Genomic DNA, 19,236 nt, shown 5'->3' with positions numbered 1-19,236 from the left:
CACGCCATGTCCGATCAGCGCAGCGAAGCCCACAATGTGACGGGTTCAGCCGCCGGTCTCGTCGGCAGCGAGTTCGCCGTCGTTGGCGTGACCATAGACCACACTGCCAATGGTCCACGACTCCGGCTGGAAGACAAACGCACCGGCCACGTTCGGTATCTCGACGCACTTGAGTTGGAGACGATCATCTGGCTACCCGACGGTCACCTTCGTCAGCTGATGGACCCCTCAGCAGACAGATGGCGTGAAGATCGGTGAAGTACACCCAGTACCTCGATGCCAGCCAGATCGACTTCGGCCGGTTCCTGCGGCCAGGCGACATGGTTACCTGGGGTCAGGCCAGCGCCGAACCCCAAACCCTGACCGAGCAGCTGATGGTCCAGCGCGCCGAGGCGGGCCCATTCAGGTGTTTCCTCGGCATCCCTGCAACCAGGACAGTCCGCCCAGAACATGCAGATCACATCTCGTTCGTGTCGTACTGCGGCAGCGGCGGCAACCGCGCATTGTTCAGGGCAGGAGTGCTCGACATCGTGCCGGTGCACTACTCCACACTGCCGGATCTGCTCACACGGGGTCCACTTGCTGTCGACGTGCTACTGCTGCAGTTGCCACCCTCGGACGAGAACGGCCGGTACAGCGTCGGCCTCGCCGACGACTACCTTCTCGCCGCTCTGACGACCGCGCGAGTGGTCATAGCCGAAGTCAACGATCAGGTGCCGCGAACATACGGTAGGCGATCGCTGACCGACCGCGACCTCGACATCGTGGTGCGGACGTCCCGGCCGCCCGCTCAATTAGCCCCGCGGCCTACCGACGATGTGACATTGCGGATTGCGCAGAACGCAGCACAGATGATCGATGACGGGGCGACGCTGCAATTCGGCATCGGCGCAATCCCCGAGGCAGTTCTGGCCGCGCTCGGTGACCGCTCCGACCTCGGCATCCATTCTGGCCTGTTGAACGATACTGCCGCAGACCTCATGGACCGTGGTGTCATCACCAACGAGCGCAAGTCCCTCGATCGAGGTAGGGCTGTCGCTGGCGTACTGATGGGAACACAACGACTGTTCCGATTTGCAGACCGAAACCGAGCCATCGAGCTGCGCGACACACGCTATACCCATGCGCCGGCGGTGCTGGCTGGCCAAGATCGGCTGGCCGCGATCAACTCTGCGATCGAAGTCGATCTCACCGGACAGATCAACGCCGAGGTCGCGGCGGGGGACTACGTCGGAGCTATCGGCGGTGGAGCTGACTTCCTGCGTGGGGCAGCTCGCTCACGAGGCGGGCTACCCATCATCGCTCTACCTGCTACGGCAGGTACGGCAAGCCGGATCGTGCCGAGCCTGACGGGACCTGTCAGCACGGCACGATCCGACGCCGGAATCGTGGTGACCGAATTCGGCGTCGCGGACTTGCGTTGTCGACCTCTGCAAGAACGCCGCGAATTGATGGTGGCCCTTGCTCACCCAGATCATCGCCCCGCGCTGGAAAAGGCGATCGAAAAACCAGGAGTTCTGCTATGAGACGTGCCGCCGTTGTCAGCCCTTTGCGGACCCCGGTCGGAGCCTTCGGTGGATCCCTTCGGTCCGTCGCAGCGCACGATCTGGCTGCCGCCGTGCTGAAGGAACTGATCCAGAGAACCGGCATCGACCCGACCAGGATCGATGATGTCGTCTTCGCTCAGTCCTATTCCAATTCCGAAGCCCCCTGCATCGGTCGATGGGCAGCCTTGCACGCGGGTCTACCCATCGAGGTTCCCGGCTTCCAAATCGACCGGCGCTGTGGCGGTGGTCTGCAGTCGGTGGTAACTGCGGCCATGATGGTTCAAACCGGCGCTGCGGACGTCGTCGTCGCCGGTGGCGTCGAGAGCATGAGCAACGTTGAGCATTACACCACCAATATGCGCTGGGGCAGACGCTCCGGAAACGTCACCATGTACGACCGGCTGGACCGCGGCCGCGAAAGGTCACAGCCAGAATGGCGATTCGGCAAGATCAACGGAATGATCGACACCGCCGAGAAAGTCGGTGCTCAGTTCGGTGTCACCCGCGAGGCGGCGGATGCTTTCGCGGCCCGCAGCCATCGCCGGGCCGCCGCAGCTTGGCAGGATGGAAAATTCGCCGATGAGATCGTCTCGGTGAAGGTGCCACAGCGCAAGGGCAACCCAATCGTCTTCGCCAGCGACGAAGGCATTCGGCCTGATACCACGCCTGAGGTCTTGGCCAGACTCCGGCCGATCATTGATGGCGGCACCGTGACAGCGGGAAATTCGAGCCAGCAGAACGACGCTGCGGCAGCGTGCATCATCGTCGCAGAAGACAAGCTGGATGAGCTCGAGCTCGAACCTCTGGGCTTCTTGCGTGGGTGGGCCGCGGCCGGCTGCGAACCGTCGACGATGGGCATCGGCCCAGTGCCCGCCACAGCGAAGCTATTTGCTCGCACTGGAGTCTCCTTCGACGATCTCGATCTGATCGAGGTGAACGAGGCATTCGCCGGGCAAGTGCTCGCCGTACTCGCTGGCTGGGGCGTGAAGGATGACGAAGTCGCCGATCGACTGAACGTGAACGGGTCCGGCATTTCCCTCGGTCACCCGATCGGCGCGACTGGCGTGCGGATCCTCACCACGATGTTGCATGAATTGCGTAGGCGTGGTGGACGTCTCGCCCTGGAAACGATGTGCATCGGTGGTGGCCAGGGTATGGCTGCACTCCTTGAAGCACCCTGATCGGAAGGCTACGGCGGTGAACACACAAGCGCTGATCGGTTACTCGACCTATATCCCCAGGCTGCGGCTACAATTGGCCGAGGTGAGCGCGGCCCTGGGAGGACCCAGTAGCCGAGGATCCCGAGTGATTGCGTCCTTTGACGAAGACAGCACGACTATGGGAGTCGAAGCAGCAGCGGCACTGCTGCGCGCCCACCCTGCAGAACCAGCCTCCCTGTACCTCGCTACTACCTCCCCGCCATACCTGGACAAGACGAATGCCGCAGCAATCCATGCCGCTCTCGGGCTGCCGCGAAAGACCTTCGTTGCCGATATGGCAGGTTCGGCACGATCTGGAATTGCAGCATGGAAGGCAGCAGCCACCGACGGCGGACTTGCGGTTCTGGCCGACGTGCGTGTGGGCAGACCCGGGTCCATCGATGAACGCTCCGGCGGGGACGGTGCCGCCGCATTGTTGTTCGGTGACCCGTCGTTGGCCATCGCAGAGGTCATGGCCCAGCATTCGGTGTCGATCGAGATCCTGGATCGGTGGCGCGCTCCCGGTGAGCCCGCCGGAGGGCAATGGGAGGAGCGCTTCGGTCTTGATGCCTATCTTCCTCTTCTGAAAGACACTGCAGTGCAAGTGTTATCATCAGCGGGCCTGGATCAACCCGACCACCTGGTGGTGGTCTCGCCGAACCCGGGTATCGCCAAGCAAGCGCGGCGAATCGTCCCGACGGCAGTGTCCACCACGGTGTCGCCGATCGGACACGTCGGCGCCGCAGATGTGGGTTTGGGTTTGGCCGACGCACTGGACCGGGCGGCGCCCGGTGAGTCCATTCTGCTGCTCTGCGCCGCAGACGGGTGCGACGCGATACTGCTGCGCACGACCGATCGACTTGTCGAAGCCCGGCAGGCCCACTCGGTTGCAGACCAATTGGCTTCCGGCATCGACATCGCGTACCCAACATACTTGACCTGGCGTGGATGGCTCAATCGTGAGCCGCCCCGACGACCAGAGCCTGACCGCCCCGCTGCCCCGCCGAGCGCGCGCTCCGCAACTTGGAAGTTCGGGTTCACCGGAAGCGTATGTCGCGGCTGCGGGTTTGTTCACTTGCCGCCGGTGCGAATCTGCAAGAACTGTGGCCTTGCCGACAGTATGGAATCACGCGCCCTCGCAGGCGCGACCGGGACTGTTGCGACATACACCGTCGACAGGCTCGCTTACACACCATCACCGCCATTGATCGACGCCGTCGTCGACTTCGAAGGCGGTGGCCGCTACACACTGGAGGTCGCCGATGCCGAGCCCGACCAACTGCAAGTCGGCACAGCTGTCGGTCTCACATTCCGTCGGCTGTTCACCGCGGGCGGCGTACACAACTACTTCTGGAAGGCTCGCATCCTCGACGAGACGAGCACGCCTGTGGAGGTAAACGCATGAGCAGCAACGGCATCCGCGACCGTGTGGCAATCGTCGGCATGGGATGCACAGCATTCGGCGAGCACTGGGACTCCTCGGCGGAGGATCTGCTGGTCGACGCGACGACTGAGGCCATCAAATCTGTTCCGGCGATCACCCGCGAGGATATCGATGCCTACTGGCTGGGCACACTCGGTTCGGGACAATCTGGGCTGACGTTGAGCAGAACGCTCGCGCTGGACTACAAGCCCGTCACACGGGTGGAGAACTACTGTGCAACAGGATCAGAAGCTTTCCGGAACGCTTGCTATGGGGTTGCCTCCGGGGCATACGACGTCGTCATGGCAGTCGGCGTCGAGAAACTCAAGGACTCTGGATTTTCAGGACTTCTGCGGGCCGACCCGCCGAGCGACGGCACTGCCGCCGAGCTGAGCCTGACCGCGCCGGCGGCCTTCTCTCTTCTGGACCCGGCCTACTGTGCACGCTACGGCGTGAGCTCGGCGGATATGCGCGCCGCTATGACCCACGTCGCATGGAAGAACCACGTCAACGGGGCGCGCAATCCGAAGGCGCAGTTTCAAACCGAGGTCACCAAAGAGAAGATCGAGGCAGCCCCCAAGGTTGCGGGACGACTGGGCGTGTTCGATTGCTCAGGGGTGTCCGACGGTGCGTCCGCCGCTCTCATTGTCCGTGCAGAAGAGGCACTGAATTACACCGATACGCCCCTGTATGTCAAAGGGCTGTCTCTCGTCGCAGGGCCTGCTCGGGGCGTGTCGGATCCGGGCTACGACTTCACCACATTTCCTGAAGTGGTCGCGAGCGCCAGAGACGCGTTCGCGCAGGCGGGTATCACAGAGGCCCGCACCGAGATCTCCCTTGCGGAGGTACACGACTGTTTCACTCCGACCGAGCTCGTGCTGATGGAAGACTTCGGCTTCTCCGAGCGTGGTCATGCATGGCGAGACATCCTCGATGGAGCATTCGAGCTTGGTGGCAGGTTGCCGGTCAACCCCGACGGTGGGCTCAAATCTTTCGGACACCCCGTTGGTGCCAGTGGTCTTCGTATGCTCTATGAGTGCTGGCTGCAGTTCGGAGGCGCGGCCGGCGATCGTCAGCTCAGCAACCCACGGCTGGGTTTGACACACAATCTCGGCGGGCGCCCGGGCAGCTGCGTCTCTTTCGTGGCTGTAGTCGGCTCCGAACTCGGCTGATCAGTTCTCGGCAATTGCGTTCTTCGCATTTGCTGATCCGAGGTCAAGAACACTCAAGCGATGGCTGAACATCAGGAAGAAGGAGGCAACATGCCTGGAGTTGAAGGACGAGTCATCGTCGTAACCGGCGCCGGCGGCGGACTTGGCAGGGAATACGCCCTGTCGTTGGCCCACAATAGAGCGAAGGTCGTCGTCAACGACTTGGGCGGAGCCCGTGACGGCTCCGGGTCCGGGACGTCCATGGCCGACAATGTCGTTGCCGAAATACGCGCGGCTGGAGGCGAAGCGGTGCCGAACTATGACAGTGTCGCGACTGCAGACGGCGGCAAAGCCATCATCCAGACGGCGCTGGACCACTTCGGTTCGATCCACGGCGTGGTGAACAATGCGGGTATTTTGCGGGACAAGGGTTTCCACAAGATGACCGACGAGGAATGGAACATCGTCCTGGGTGTCCACCTCCATGGCGGATTCCATGTGACCAAGGCGGCCTGGCCGCATTTCCGCGAGCAAGGCTACGGTCGAATCGTGATGGCCACCTCGACCAGCGGCATCTACGGAAACTTCGGGCAGTCGAATTATGGTGCTGCGAAAGCTGGTCTGATCGGTCTTATCAACACGCTTGCCATCGAAGGCCGCAAGTACAACATCCTGGCGAACGCAGTAGCGCCGATGGCGGCGACCCGAATGACCTCTGACATCGCCCCGGCTGAGCTCTTGGCGAAACTGCCGCCGGAGCAGGTCGCGCCGGTCGTCGGCTATCTGCTGACCGAGGAGTGCGAGGACAGCGGCACGGTGGTCGTCGCTGGCGGTGGCCAGGTGCACCGTGTGCAGTACTTCCAATCCCAGGGTGCGACGTTCGATGAAACTCCGACCATTGATGAGGTCGCTGCGCGCTGGAAGGAGATCACTGACATGACAGGGTCCGAGCCCGGCGTCAACCCCGTCGGCTAACAGCAGCCGAAGTTTGCTCACGCGACGACTTCATCTGTCCGGATGGCGGAGAGCGGGCCAGCGGCCGGAAGGTCCGCCCTTCGCGTCGTCACTCGATCCAGGCATAATGACGGCCGCACCGCTGGCATTCGCTGAACATACCGACGCCAGATCGTCTGCAGCACTGTGCATCCACCGGTCTGGTCAGCTACCAACTCGGGCCCGAAGGTCGTGCGGGACGAAACTTCGCCAATAATCGCCTGGCGGTGGAGGGAATGTTGTTCCGCTTGCGGACCGGATCCCGTGGCGGGACCTGCCCGAGGCGTTCGGTTCGTGGCAGACCGCGTTGGCGGATGCGACTGAAAACCTCGATTGGGTGGTCTCGGTCGATTCGACGATCGTGCGGGTTCGTCAGCACGGCGCCAACTCTCGTTGTGGTGGCGGGACCGCCGCTGACCGGTGGATGATGAGTTAGGAGCCGGCCGATCACGGGATCGGCCCGTCTCGGGGCGGGTTGACCACGAAAGCCCATCTGGCCACCGACGGCAACGGTCGTGGTCTAGCCGTGTTGGAAACCGCGGGTCAGACGGGAGATTCACCGATGATGCCCACGGTGCTCGACGCGGTCGCCGTGCCGAGGCTGCTCGGCGGCCGCCGCGACGTAACCCGGATCGGGTCCTGGCCGACAAGGTGTATTCCTCGGCGGCGATTCGAGAGCTGTTGCGAGGCGGGAATCGAAGCTGTGATCCCGCAACGATCCGATCAGGTCGCCAACAGGAAAGGTCGTGGACGTACTGGTGGACGCCCGCCGGGGTTCGATTCCGATGCCTACAGGGTCGCAATGCGGTCGAGCGGGCGTTCAACAAGGTCAAGCACTGGCGTGGCGTCGCCACGCGCTACGACAAGCTGGCCTGCGCCTTCCGGGCTGGGATCGTCATGGCACTCGTGGTCGAATGGCTGGGGTTAGTGGGAGACATGACCTAGAAATGGCAGCACAACAGGACCTGGACGCAGAATAGGCCCGATGCAACTCCGCAGGAGTGCGCCGGGCCCACCTTCAGACAACGAGGATCAGGTGAGTGCGCGATCAATCCATTCGAACATATGGGCGAAGACTTCATCGCGGTTCGTCTCGTTGAAGACCTCGTGCCGGGCGTCCTTCCAAACCTCGAGTGTCACGTCGGAGAGCCCGGCCTCCCTATACCGGTCAACCAGAGCGTTGACCAGGGCGAGCTGTCCGTTGACGGGATCCTGATCGCCGACGGTGATGTAGATCGGAAGATCGGAACGAATCGAGGAGACGCGGGCGGCATCGGCAGCCTGCCTGGCGCCCGCGAACAGCGCTTTCCCGCTGGCGATGTCCAGTCCGAAGCCGCACAACGGGTCAGTGATGTAGGCGTCGACCTGAGCCTCGTCACGGCTGATCCAGTCGAATTCCGTACGCGCGGGTTCGAACGGCGCGTTGAAGGCGGCCAGGTCGAGCGGGACATTGAGGTCGATTGCGGGCTCGAGCAGGTCCACGGCCGTCGTGCCCGACAGTGCCACTGCATCGAAGTCGAAGCTTCGATCAGGCAACACCTGTTGAGTGGCGAATGACCCAAGGCTGTGGGCGATCAGCACGAGCGGCAGGGTGGGGTAGGCCCTATGTGCCAGCTCTGCCATGCGGCCGATGTCAGCAACCAGTTCGGGCCAGCCGTCGACTCCGAGAGTGCCAGGGACTTGGCCATCGATCAAAGTCCTCCCGTGGCCACGGTGGTCATGGGCGTACACCACGAAGCCGCGCGCCGTGAGCGCCTCGGCGAGAGGGGTGTACCGAAGCGCGTACTCGCCGACGCCATGCACGATCTGGGCGATTGCGCGCGGTTCGCCCTGCGGATCCCAGCGGTACCCGGCGATCGTTACATCGCCGGCGCTGGGAAAGTCGACATGTTCTGCAGTATGGGGCACGCTGCGCTTCTCTCTAGACGGGGCCACTCAGGTCCATCATGTAATCTATGTTCAATTACTGACTCTACTCAACCTGCGGGTCTGGCGTGGAACTTTTGCCCCTTGTGCCAGATGGATAGCCCTCCGGCGGTGCCGCACGCCGAGTGTTGTCGTTGACACAATTTAATCTGCATTCTATCTTGGGAAAGCGGGCGGGTCGACGGGGACTTGCCCAGTTGGGCAGGGAACCATGGTGCACGTCAGATCGACCTCGGTACACATCGATCCGAGCTCCTCGATGCGAACGGGGTCAGGAGAGCCTCTGCTGTTGTTGCATGGCTTCTCGAACAACTGGCTGGTGTGGAACGGTGTGATGGATGAGCTGGCCGACGGCTACGACATGTTTGCGCCGACTCTGCCCGGGCACTGGGGCGGACCAGAGCTGGTTGGCCCCCCGACCGTTTCAGGCTTCGCGGACTTCGTCGAACAGGTCATGGACGACGCTGGTCTCGACACGGCTCACATCGCAGGAAACTCGCTCGGGGGGTGGCTTGCTCTGGAGTTGGCAACTCGCGGCCGCGCCCGGTCTGTGATTGCCATCGCGCCAGCAGGATTGTGGTCGCCGTTCGCCTCCGAAGCAAGCCGTGTCCGACGGCTGTTCGGGTTGCTGCCGTGGACGGCCCCTGTTGGCAGGTCGCTCACACGTCGCCGAGTGCCGATCGCCGCGCGTAACGCCTATCTTCGATCGATGGCCCACCGCCCGCAGGATGTCGAGCCATCGATGGCATTGACAACCTTGGAAGCTCCTGCACACTGCACGTGTCTGCGGACCGCGCTAAAAGATCCAGCGATCATTCATGGAATGGACAAAATGAGCGACATCCGCGTGCCGGTCACCATCTTGTTCGGTGAGCGCGACCAGGTCCTCCCGCCGGAAAGGTATGGGCGTCAGTGGATCAAGAAGTATCCGAACGTCGCCGCCAAAACTATCCTCGGTGTCGGTCACGTGCCGATGTTGGAGGCGCCGAGCCTCATCGCATCCGAGATAGACGCCGCGATTGCGCATTGCCTTAACACGCTCGGAAAGTCTGCCTAGCGCCGCCGCAGGACTGATGCGACCGCATATCCCTCGGCGGGAAAGGTGCTGGATTTCGAGTCTGCTCACCTAGGCGCGTTCGGCGCGTAGCAAGTTGCGGCTGAAATTATACAAGCGAGAAGGTGAATTGATGGTGCCCGTCCTGCGTCGCATATCGGTCGCTACATTATTGACCGTAGCGTGGACGTCTCTCCTCGCGGCGGCCCCGGTTGCGGCGATTCCTGATCGGAGCGGCCCGCGGACCTGGGGCGAAGCGATGGCGTATTCGCTGCAGAATCCTGCCGCGATGCCACCCGGTATGAACGATTTTTCTTGCGTGCCGGGTCCTGCTCATCCGAATCCTGTCGTACTCGTAAATGGCGCATTCGAGAATATGTTCGCGAATTGGTCGATGATCGCACCGCGCCTCCATGCTGAGGGCTACTGTGTGTTCGGATTAAACTACGGCGAATTTAGGGGAATGCATCAAGCGGGGCCTCTTCGTGAGTCGGCGAGGGAGATCGCAGACTTCGTGGACGAGGTCCTCGCAAAAACGGGATCCAGCCAAGTCGACATGGTCGGGCATTCTGAAGGAGGGCTGGTGCCGAGATATTTCATCAACCGGTTGGGCGGCGCCGAGAAGGTATCAATGTTTATTTCGCTGGCCGGGATTGTAACCGGTCTTCGATTCTATGGTGTAATGGAGGCGGTCGGCTCGAACCGCGATGCGCAGAGCGCTTTCGCCGGTACCCTACCCGCGGCAGTTGACGCTGCGTTTGAGTCTGACTTCATCAGGGAGACGGATACCGGCGGAGTAACCCGCCCGGGAGTTTCCTACCTCAGCATCAGTTCTCGGACGGACATGGTTGTGGACGTGGCAGAATCACATCTGCCGGAAACGTCGGCAGTCACCAACGTTGTTTTGCAGGACGTTTGTCCGTCAGCTCTTCCTGACCATAACAATATCTCCTATGACGAGAATGTATACCAACTCATTCGAAACGCGCTGGACCCTGCGCATCCATTACCGATTCAATGCCGTTCGTCGATACCGTTTGTCGGCCAAACATCGTAACATATCCCGTGTTTGCGTGGGTGTTCACACTGAGGCGGCTACGGCGATCGGCCTGAAGTTCGGCTGCTGCCAGGCCGGCGGTGCACCTTCTGATCTGCGGCATCGGTGCACGACTTGCGCAGGTAGCGACATAATCTAGGATAAATTAGAGATTGGTCGACTTCTTGTCTGGAGTGCCCTAATGATTCCTGTCGGCAACCACAGGAGGCGCGGTGTGAGAGCTATCGCGCCGCGCGCAGCCGAGGTTGGCCGGCCGTATGGCTGGGGCCAGGTCCATGGCCTTGTTCAGGTTCACGCGATCCCTGACCTGAGCTGCTGGACACGATGACCATACGGAGACCTCTGATCGGCTTCGCCGTCTTCGCGGTCGCATCGGCGCTGGTGACGGTGACGGTATGGAATACTCTGTCCCGCACCGTAGATGGCTCTACTAACACTTATTCGGCGACCTTCAGCGACGTTCTCGGGCTGAACGAGGGCGATGATGTTCGCATGGCTGGTGTTCGTGTCGGCAAGGTCAAGCGCATCGAGCTCGACGAGCGAAACAAGGCGAGAGTGACCTTCGTGGTTCAACGCTCTCAGACGCTGTTCGCTAACAGTAAAGCGCTCGTTCGGTATCAGAATCTCGTCGGCCAGCGATATGTGGCGCTGACACCCGGGGTTGGTGGTGACACATCACCGCTGGCTGACCACGGTAAGATACCTATCAGCCAGACTGAGCCGTCGTTCGACATCTCCGGGCTGCTGAACGGGTTTCAGCCGCTTTTTCAAGCGTTGCAGCCCGAGCAGGTCAACGATCTCGCCAGCTCCTTGATCCAGGCGCTGCAAGGGGACGGGGTGTCGCTTAGCGCGTTCATCGTCCAAGCTGCGACGCTGGCGCGCGATTTTCATCTTCGTGACGAAGTCGTGTCCGAGGTGATCGCCAATCTTTCCGCTGTCATGCACTCGCTTGCGCAGCGGGGTAGTGAGCTGGAAACGCTCGTGACGCAAACCCGCGCGTTGATCGGTGGGCTGCAGGATCAGGGCCGAACCCTGGAGCACGCGACTGCTGGTATCGCGACGGCAACGGAGACGTTGGTCGCCCTGTTAACACAGGTGCAGCCGATGCTGGCGGCCGCTCAGAACTCCACCCGTGAGGCATTGACTCTGATGCTGGCCAATGGCGCCAAGCTGGATGAGGCGGCGCCGCATCTGTCGGCCCTTCTTGCTGGCATCGGGCGAGTTACCGCCGAAGGCACGCACGGCAATGCCTACCTGTGTGGGCTGGACATCTCGCTGTATGACATCGTGCTGCCACGTGGCCTGATATCGCAGATTGGTGGGAACGCTCACACGGAAGTGTGTAGATAAGAGTGTGTAGATTGAGGAGAACCGCCGCCGTCCGATTCCGCGCTGATTGGTTCCCGGCTGTAACGGATCATGCCAGGGTTGAGCTCCTTTCCCAGCCGAGTTCAGGTTGGTGGAGAGGGGCTCACAGCATCGGCCGCGTCCTACGTCGTTCAAATCGTGGCAGTGCGGGGCGGATTTCGTCTAGTTTGTGAGACGCATTCGGATGTTCAGAATCGTCTCTTCGCTCAATCGCAGTCCGGTGCGCAGGTACTGGTGCAGTTAGCCGTAGTCCCTGGGCATCTGCGCAATCGCTGCTTCGAAGCACTCGGAGCTACTGCGAGCAGCCGGGCGTAAATCGTCGCTGCCTCAACGCCTTTCGTTCCAGTGGTCTGTGCGAGAGTGGCAGTGATCGACTCAGCTGAATATGCATTGCTGAGCAGGTAGTCCCCCATGATGATAGCGGGGTATACCCCCGCGATGCTGAGCAGGAGGACGGTTGCCCAGCCCGGTTCGGTCTTTGCCCGCGGTGCAGTGTATGACGAAGGGCCCTTCCCGCTCGGCGATCTGACTGAGTAGTCCTGCGAATCCGGCCTTCTCTGTTTCGCCGGTAACGAACGATCTGGTTACCTCCCGCATGAGCTCTCTGGAATCCTCGACAGAACTGAGCTTGGCGGCGGCACCGGACAGGTCACCGCCGAGTGCGGGGATACTGACGTAGTTCGCGCCAACTGGCATACGGTCCGGTTTTTGTGCGATCTCGTCGGCGCTGCGCAGGTCGAACACTGTAGACAGATGGAGCCCGTCGAGAACCGTCAGGTCCGCATCGCTGGCTGTGAGCGCGTTGGAGCGGTAGACCGCACCCTGACGTGCGTGCTCACCGTGCTGTGTGGGATGCCCGTTCCCTGTGTCGGCAATGTCGCGAAAGTTGTCGATACTGGCCAGTCGTGGTGCCTGGACGACTGGAGTGGCTCCCGGCTCCGCCGCGGAGGACGCGATCCGGAGCGCTGGAAGATCGTGGGCACCCGGTGATTCGATGGAGGGAGAGAACAGCAACCCCGCTGGCCAGACCCAGGATTGTATTAGCTCGGCGCAGTGGAAACCGGCATCCGATTCCTCCTGTTTGCGTGGGTTTCGTCTCGTGAGCCAGGGCGGGTCACGTATTTGAATGCGGATACGAAACTCCTACGCGCGCGGAGTGAACTGTGATGAACTGCAAGGCGAATTCGTGGCGCGCTGCGGTGCTTTCGCTTGCGCGGCTTGGCGCCGCCCCGCCTGTTACGAGGGCGATGCTGGTGTCGATGTCGTGTGGTGGCGTCCCCTTCGCGGCATCTTCGAGTTTGGGGGGTGCGCCTGGCCGCGTCTGGTGCGTGCGGTGGGCGGGCGCGGTTGCGTCTGTCGGCCAACGGGTTCGGCTTCGACGTGCCGTCGGATGTTGCATCGGCCGGCCGGCCACCGGGGGCAATGTGGGGGATCTCACCGCTGGTGGGAGGAGTTTTCGGCAGGATGCGCCGTACAAGTATTTTAATATGTATTCGGAATTGTTGAGGCAACTCCCTTGCTCGGCCAGTGGCGTTCGAACGCCGGGATGTGCCACCTCGAATCGGTGGGAGCAGCTGTTGACAAGAGTTAGTGATCTCGATGCCCAGTTCATTGCATTGGAGAGGGGAACGCAACGGGGCCACTATCTAGCCTTGGTGCACCTGGGTGTGCCGGCGGGCAAGCCCGCAGTAACGATTGACGATATCCGAGACCGGATATCCCAGCGGATCCATCTGCTGCCGCCGCTTAGGTGGAAGCTGCGGGCCGCCCCGCTCGGACTTGAGCATCCCTCAATCGTCGAAGTCGATGTCGATATCGACAGCCATGTGACCGAGGTGACGATCGATCAGCCTGGAGACGACCGCAGCCTGGCCCGTGCCGCGTCGGCGGTGTTGGCTCAGCCATTAGATCGGTCCCGTCCGTTGTGGCGAGTCGTGGTGTTCTCGGGTTTGCAAGATCGCCGAGTCGCGCTAGGGATCGTGCTGCACCACGCCACGATCGATGGAGTCTCGGCAGGGCGGCTGTTCTCGTCTCTGTATGACGACGCCCAGGATTTACTGGCAGAAGTCGGCACGGAAATCGTAGGCAGAGAGGAGCCCGCTGCGGTGGCGTCGCTACTGCGGGGGCTCGGGCTTCTCCTTGTCCACCCGTTCGCCTCGTTGGGTGCTGCCACTCGTGCATTGCCGCACTTAGACGAACACCCCACGTTGCGATCTTTGCCGGGGGTGTTGTCGCTGGCCCGGTTTGCCAGGGCAATTACCCGGAAGGAAGGTAGCTACAACGGATCGAACACCCTCGTTGCGCCGGTGACACCATTCACCACTGCCTTGTCGGACTCGCCCAGTACAGCATTCGGAAGCCTGGATTTCGCCGATATTCTCGCGATCAAGAAGGCAACCTCGATGACCGTCAACGATGTTGTGATGGCCCTGTGTGGCGGTGCGCTGCGCCGCTGGCTTGATGTCCATGATCAGCTGCCATCAGCGCCGCTGCTGGCGTTCGTCCCGGTGACCGTGCGCGGCGCTGGGGAGCTGTATGGAAACAGGTTCTCTTCTATGATTGCACGCCTTCCTACCGACGTTGAAGACCCTGTCGCACGTCTGGACGCCGCTCGGCAAGAGATGGGGGCATGCAAGGCCCGTGGTCGGTCGGTACCAGACTCGCTGCTTGTCGACACCAATTCGCTTCTTCCGCCGCCCCTGCTGCCATTGGCGTGCCGTGCTGTCGCAGCGCTCGTGTCATCGCGGCGCATTCCGCCTCCGGTTAATCTGGTCATCTCCAACATCCCAGGGTCTCCCGTCCGACTTGGGCTGGCTGGGGCGCCGGTTCTCGCGCAGTACCCGCTGAGCCTCATCTTCTCCGGAGTCGGCCTCAACATCACTGTCGTCAGCTACATGGACAAAATCGATGTGGGGATCGTCGCAGCGGGCAGCGTAGCGCCGGATGCGTGGGAGCTGCTGCAGGACATCCGCGCCGAATTGAAGGAGCTCGTGTCGGCGGTATCGGGCTGAACACACAGGCTGCTCAATCCTGACCAGTCCGTGCGGTGACGTGCTCGTCGTGGGTGTCGGGCGTGGGTGTTGTCCGAATTCTGGACAAGGCATCCACGCCCGCGGATGGTGGCCATCGGCAAAGTGAGACCAACCTCGAGTCATGGTGTCGAGATGCGACCGGGAGAACGGTCTCTACAACGCGACTGCTGTCACTGCCTCTCGACCTGCGGGGGCGCAGATGCGGAGTGACCGGCCTGTGTCCGCCGGCCAGGCTTGCAACGTCCCCGCAGTTGCCGGCACGGTACGAACGCTCCGCTGTGTCATCGACTCATGCAGTCATTGTCCATCGGGCGCTCTCCGCAGAGCCGCGAGCTGAATCGTGATGTAGCGTCAGATGTCGGGGCGTAGACCGTCCAGTAGAAGATGGAGGAGCCGGTCGGGGAGTTCGGTGTGTTCAAGGCCTGAACCGGACACGGCGGGCTGAGCGGTGGCCCAAGCGATTGCGATCACCATCCGAAGGGCATCGACCGTCTGTATATCGGAACGAACGACGCCGGCGTGTTGAGCCTGTCTGAGCAGTGCCGCGCCGACTGCGAAGGTTGGCTCGTGCCACGAGTCGACCGATTGAGGCGCTGCGTCCAACTCCGATTTCATCGACGCGGCGGCCAGGCCGCGGTAGGCCGCGGCATAGGCAATGGCTGCGCGCATCCACTGAGTGAGACTGGCGAGAGGGGCCGAGTGATCGAGGAGGCGTTCGCCGAGATCGACCAACGCCTTGCACTCCGCGTTCACAACTGCCCTGATCAGGGAATCTCGATCCGGAAAGTGGCGGTACAGGGTCGCGCTACCGACCCCTGCCCGATGGGCGATTTCGTCTAGAGAGCTGTCGGGACCCCGCTCGGAGAAGACATGTCGGGCCTGTTCGAGAAGGCGTTCGTAGTTGCGACGCGCATCGGCGCGCATCGGTCGTTGGGGTGTGATGGGTGCAGGTGAAGTTGACATGGGGGCCTGTCGCTAGGCGGGCGTAGTCGGGAGGGGCTGTACGCATAAGTCGACTTATGCTAGCCTTCTTGCCGAAGTGCTTCAGGTCACAAACCCCCGGTCTATGTCGTCGGGGCAGAGGCTCCAGAGGCGTTTCTAATCAAACATAGATTATATCTGGCGGTGGCTGCCCGAGAGGTCGACGAGTACCTGGCATGCCTGTGGCCGGAGTCGACTGGTGGAGATGAAGATGGATACATGCCGAGCTTCCATACCGCAATTCGCTGATGCCGTCTCGCGCCCACCAGGTCGTTCGGCAGCTGCACGAGCCTCGGCTGGGTGGTGATCGAGGTGTCCGATCCAGCTTCGGCCGTCGCCGCCATCATCGCTGCCGCCGCCGGAGCCGTGAATAATACGAATCCACCAGACCCCATCCAGCTGTATGTCTCCGATGTCGTTGCGGCCGCGCCAGCGATTGGAAACCAGCTTGAACAGCTCACAGCGCAACTGCCGCCGCAGGTTCAACAGGTTGTCGAGGACGGGCTTGCCGCTGCGGCATCCGAGTTCGGTGTGCCGGTATCAGAGGTAGCGCCTCCGGCTGAAAGTATCACTCCGCCAGGAACTTTGGGCACTGGGTCTGAATCAGTCCCACGGGGCGCTTCCTCATCCGCTGTAGAGTCGGCAGGAGTCGCCAACTACGCCTACTCGGCGATCACCCCATCGCCTGCGGCGGCCGTGCCGACCGGCCACGGTGGGTTCCCAGTGTTCGGGCCGTGGCTGGTGAAGGCCGGTCGGATCTGCGACGGAATCAAGCCGGCTACGATCGCAGCGATCTACTCCGCAGAGAACAACTTCCGGTATGGCCCGGATGCACCCATCTCGCCGGCGGGAGCTCGGGGACCCGGGCAGTTCATGGAGTCCACCTGGAAGATCTACGGCAAGTCGGAACAGAGGGATGGACCGGGCGACATCAACAGTGTCCCGGACTCGGTAATGGCATCAGGTCGGTACCTGTGCGATATGTACGGCCAGATTGAAGTGTGGCGAGCGCTGGGGCGGGTCCACGGCGACCCTGTCGATCTCGCGGTTGCCGGGTACAACGCAGGCCTCGGCGCGGTGCTGTCTTCGATGGGCATGCCCTCCGGTGCTCCCGACTACGAGAACCAGACCAAACCGTATGTCGCCAAGGTGCGGGGCCTCGAGCCCTACTTCGAACAGCTGCTGGTTCCGTTCAACGGCATCGTATCGAGCGGCCAGGGCCTCGACTTCGTAGGCCGGGCAATGGAATTCCTTGGAATTCCCTACGTGTGGGGCGGCGGCGGGATCCATGGCCCGAGTGGCGGTGGATTCGATTGTTCAGGGTTGACATCTCACGTGGTCTACGCGGCGACTGGCGGTGCGATCACACTCCCGCGGACATCAGAGACTCAATGGCAGGTGGGTCGGGAAGTTCCGTTGTCTGAGGCCCGCGCAGGCGACCTGGTGTTCGGAAACTGGCACGACGGAAGCCCGGGCCACGTCGGCATCTACCTGGGCGACGGTCAGATGATTCACGCACCGCAGCCGGGCGATGTGGTGAAAGCTGGCCCGATTCTCGAGGGCATGAAAGCCCGTCGCATCCTTGGTTGAACGCCGTCACGACGTTGGTGCCTCGTCTGCCTACCCGGACGTTACCCGGGTAGGCAGACGTGTACGCGTTGCCAACAACTTCGCGCCGCCGAGCATCGCTCGGCCCGCACATCACCAGCACGCCGACGCGAGCACCGTCCGTGCGAAGACACCGTCGACCGGGACGGCCCGGTCGTGAGCGAGGGTCGGCACGCGCTCAACATCACGGCCTGGGTTGGGGGGCGGGGCGCAGGTCCGCAGACTGGCCGTGAGCGGCGCCACCGCCGATGACGGGCGGTCGACCATTGAGGGCGAACCCGAGAAGGGCGCCCGATTCATGCACGTGTTCACAAGGCGTATGCGTCGGCGACCAGTCGGAGCAGGATGAGCGGGCTCGGCCATGCCACGACGACACTGACTAAGATCGAGTGCGCGGACCCGTCGGGGACTTGAGCGGATCGGGTAACTGCTGGAGAAGGAGGGTTCTGGCCGGGGGTGGCGTGGCGATTACTGTGGTGGTCGAGCACGGGATGTGGCGGCTGACGACTGCGCGTCATTGCTGCTGATTGCGGCAGTCACCTCTCACTGGGCGAAGACATGGCCTTGGCTGGTCGGCGCGCGGTCCGGTTGATCGACGACATACTGTTGAAGTGGTCGTAGTGGGTCTTACGCCCGTTTTCCCGGTCGCGTATGGCGTACGTGACGTTTCGGGTCGGGCCTCGACTTCCGGCTTCACCTGGATCTCGGTGACTGCCGCCGCTGGCCGAGCCGCCTCGCGCTGTCGACTTCGGGCGCCGCGCCCCCTGTAACGAAGGCTAACTACTCGCCCCCAGGCAACCTCAACAGCACGGTCGCGAATGAGGCGCGTAGTCGGGGCTGGCCCGGCACCACTACTTCCAGGGGATGAACATCAAGGTGGCGCTGTCACACGGCGCGGGAGGACCGCACCAGACTGCGATGCGGTGGTCAAATTTTAATCTGTATTCTAATATGGATGTGATTCGGGTCGCGTTTTCTGGAGCGTGGCCACAGCCGGTCGAGCCTGGCGCCGACCTCCAGTGAAGTGGGTAGGAAGATGAACGAAGCGAAACTCTCGGGGCGTGTTGCGGGCAAGGTTGTTGCCGTTACCGGAGGTGCCAGGGGGATCGGATTTGCAACCGCGAGGGCGCTGCACCGTCGTGGGGTCCATGTGATCATCGGTGACATCGACGAGGTGGCAGTGAAGGAGGCTGCGGATGAGCTGGGCGGCAGCGTAGATGCTGTCCGAGTCGATGTCACCGATGAAAGCTCGTTCGCTGACTTCGTCGCCTTCGCTGAGCAGAAGTTTGGCAAGCTCGACGTCCTTATCAACAACGCGGGCATCATGCCAATCGGTCCGTTCATCGATGAGAAGACCGCTCTGTCGAAGCGCGTCCTGGAAATCAACGCCGGTGGTGCCATCATCGGCATGCGGAGCGCGCTGCCTGGCATGATCGCACGTCGCCAGGGGCACATCATCAACGTTGCATCGGTGGCCGGAAAGTCCCCGGTTCCCGGTGGGCTGACCTACGCTGCCAGCAAAGCAGCTGTGATCTCTGCCACGGAATCTGCTCGTGTCGAGTTCGCGCGCTCCGGGGTCTCCTTCACCTGCGTGATGCCGTCGTTCACGAACACCGAGCTCATCGCAGGTACGGCTGGGACGAAGTTCATCGGCAACCTGGAACCGGAAGAAGTTGCCGAGGCGATCGTTGCTGCTGTTGCAACGCGTAAGCCCGATGTGTACCTGCCCGGGGTGCTCGGGGCGGTTCTGTGGAGTCAGCCGCTGATCGGCCGCCGCTTGCGCGACTGGATGAACAGGCTGATCGGAGCCGACAGCGCGTTCCTCTCGTTCGACGCTACTGCCCGCCGCGGATACGACTCGCGGATCAACCCCTGACGCCAGCCCGGGCGCGTCGCC

General features: G+C 62.3%; 17 protein-coding genes. 13 read left to right on the top strand and 4 right to left on the bottom strand.

Going from position 1 to position 19,236, the window contains the following annotated elements; genetic code table 11:
* Positions 1 to 6 precede the first annotated feature (6 nt).
* From QH270_RS14210 to QH270_RS34680, 7 genes are all read left to right on the top strand, one after another.
* Positions 7 to 258 (top strand): hypothetical protein, encoded by a 252-nt coding sequence (locus QH270_RS14210; protein ID WP_280341925.1) that lies wholly within the window; start codon positions 7 to 9, stop codon positions 256 to 258.
* Positions 255 to 1,526: an acetyl-CoA hydrolase/transferase family protein gene (locus QH270_RS14205; protein WP_280341922.1), complete on the top strand. Its 1,272-nt coding sequence runs from the start codon at positions 255 to 257 to the stop codon at positions 1,524 to 1,526. Before QH270_RS14210 ends, QH270_RS14205 begins: the two co-directional genes overlap by 4 nt.
* A complete protein-coding gene (locus QH270_RS14200) occupies positions 1,523 to 2,728 on the top strand; it encodes an acetyl-CoA C-acetyltransferase (RefSeq protein ID WP_280341920.1) in 1,206 nt (401 codons plus the stop codon). Before QH270_RS14205 ends, QH270_RS14200 begins: the two co-directional genes overlap by 4 nt.
* A 16-nt stretch (positions 2,729 to 2,744) precedes the next feature.
* Positions 2,745 to 4,151, top strand: coding sequence for an OB-fold domain-containing protein (locus tag QH270_RS14195; protein ID WP_280341918.1), 1,407 nt, complete (start codon positions 2,745 to 2,747; stop codon positions 4,149 to 4,151).
* Complete coding sequence (locus tag QH270_RS14190) at positions 4,148 to 5,341, top strand: acetyl-CoA acetyltransferase (protein ID WP_280341915.1); 1,194 nt, start codon at positions 4,148 to 4,150, stop codon at positions 5,339 to 5,341. The genes QH270_RS14195 and QH270_RS14190 overlap by 4 nt, the downstream gene beginning before the upstream one ends.
* 90 nt (positions 5,342 to 5,431) lie before the next feature.
* The gene (locus QH270_RS14185; RefSeq protein WP_280342020.1) at positions 5,432 to 6,295 is read left to right on the top strand and encodes an SDR family oxidoreductase; all 864 of its coding nucleotides are present in this window, start codon (positions 5,432 to 5,434) and stop codon (positions 6,293 to 6,295) included.
* Between the two features lie 438 nt (positions 6,296 to 6,733).
* Positions 6,734 to 7,258, top strand: a complete 525-nt coding sequence (locus tag QH270_RS34680) for a transposase (protein ID WP_432420361.1) — start codon at positions 6,734 to 6,736, stop codon at positions 7,256 to 7,258.
* 87 nt (positions 7,259 to 7,345) lie between these two features.
* Here QH270_RS34680 and QH270_RS14175 read toward each other — a convergent pair whose 3' ends face one another.
* Positions 7,346 to 8,221, bottom strand: a complete 876-nt coding sequence (locus QH270_RS14175) for an alpha/beta hydrolase (RefSeq protein WP_280341913.1) — start codon at positions 8,219 to 8,221, stop codon at positions 7,346 to 7,348.
* 307 nt (positions 8,222 to 8,528) lie between these two features.
* Here QH270_RS14175 and QH270_RS14170 point away from each other — a divergent pair, with 307 nt between their 5' ends.
* The 3 genes from QH270_RS14170 (at position 8,529) to QH270_RS14160 (ending at position 11,700) form a co-directional block, all read left to right on the top strand.
* A complete protein-coding gene (locus tag QH270_RS14170) occupies positions 8,529 to 9,296 on the top strand; it encodes an alpha/beta fold hydrolase (RefSeq protein WP_280341911.1) in 768 nt (255 codons plus the stop codon).
* Between the two features lie 130 nt (positions 9,297 to 9,426).
* Complete coding sequence (locus QH270_RS14165; RefSeq protein WP_280341909.1) at positions 9,427 to 10,350, top strand: esterase/lipase family protein; 924 nt, start codon at positions 9,427 to 9,429, stop codon at positions 10,348 to 10,350.
* 324 nt (positions 10,351 to 10,674) lie between these two features.
* Positions 10,675 to 11,700, top strand: coding sequence for an MCE family protein (locus QH270_RS14160; RefSeq protein WP_280341907.1), 1,026 nt, complete (start codon positions 10,675 to 10,677; stop codon positions 11,698 to 11,700).
* Between the two features lie 224 nt (positions 11,701 to 11,924).
* Here the strand turns inward: QH270_RS14160 and QH270_RS34675 are convergent, their stop codons facing one another.
* Positions 11,925 to 12,131, bottom strand: a complete 207-nt coding sequence (locus QH270_RS34675) for a hypothetical protein (protein WP_432420360.1) — start codon at positions 12,129 to 12,131, stop codon at positions 11,925 to 11,927.
* Positions 12,094 to 12,732: a tyrosine-protein phosphatase gene (locus tag QH270_RS14155; RefSeq protein ID WP_280341905.1), complete on the bottom strand. Its 639-nt coding sequence runs from the start codon at positions 12,730 to 12,732 to the stop codon at positions 12,094 to 12,096. Before QH270_RS14155 ends, QH270_RS34675 begins: the two co-directional genes overlap by 38 nt.
* Before the next feature lie 152 nt (positions 12,733 to 12,884).
* On the opposite strand from QH270_RS14155, the gene QH270_RS14150 reads away from it, so the two are divergent.
* Complete coding sequence (locus QH270_RS14150) at positions 12,885 to 14,729, top strand: wax ester/triacylglycerol synthase family O-acyltransferase (protein ID WP_348537657.1); 1,845 nt, start codon at positions 12,885 to 12,887, stop codon at positions 14,727 to 14,729.
* 372 nt (positions 14,730 to 15,101) lie between these two features.
* Here QH270_RS14150 and QH270_RS14145 read toward each other — a convergent pair whose 3' ends face one another.
* The gene (locus QH270_RS14145; protein ID WP_280341901.1) at positions 15,102 to 15,674 is read right to left on the bottom strand and encodes a TetR/AcrR family transcriptional regulator; all 573 of its coding nucleotides are present in this window, start codon (positions 15,672 to 15,674) and stop codon (positions 15,102 to 15,104) included.
* A 357-nt stretch (positions 15,675 to 16,031) separates the two neighbouring features.
* Here QH270_RS14145 and QH270_RS14140 point away from each other — a divergent pair, with 357 nt between their 5' ends.
* Positions 16,032 to 17,321, top strand: a complete 1,290-nt coding sequence (locus QH270_RS14140; RefSeq protein WP_280341898.1) for an NlpC/P60 family protein — start codon at positions 16,032 to 16,034, stop codon at positions 17,319 to 17,321.
* Between the two features lie 1,054 nt (positions 17,322 to 18,375).
* The gene (locus tag QH270_RS14135; RefSeq protein ID WP_280341895.1) at positions 18,376 to 19,215 is read left to right on the top strand and encodes an SDR family oxidoreductase; all 840 of its coding nucleotides are present in this window, start codon (positions 18,376 to 18,378) and stop codon (positions 19,213 to 19,215) included.
* Positions 19,216 to 19,236: the final 21 nt, after the last annotated feature.

Origin of the sequence: Nocardia neocaledoniensis, from assembly GCF_029868625.1 — a bacterium.
Classification (GTDB): domain Bacteria; phylum Actinomycetota; class Actinomycetes; order Mycobacteriales; family Mycobacteriaceae; genus Nocardia; species Nocardia neocaledoniensis_A.
Note: the sequence above shows the minus strand (reverse complement) of the source record. Positions and strands in the feature narration are given on the sequence as shown.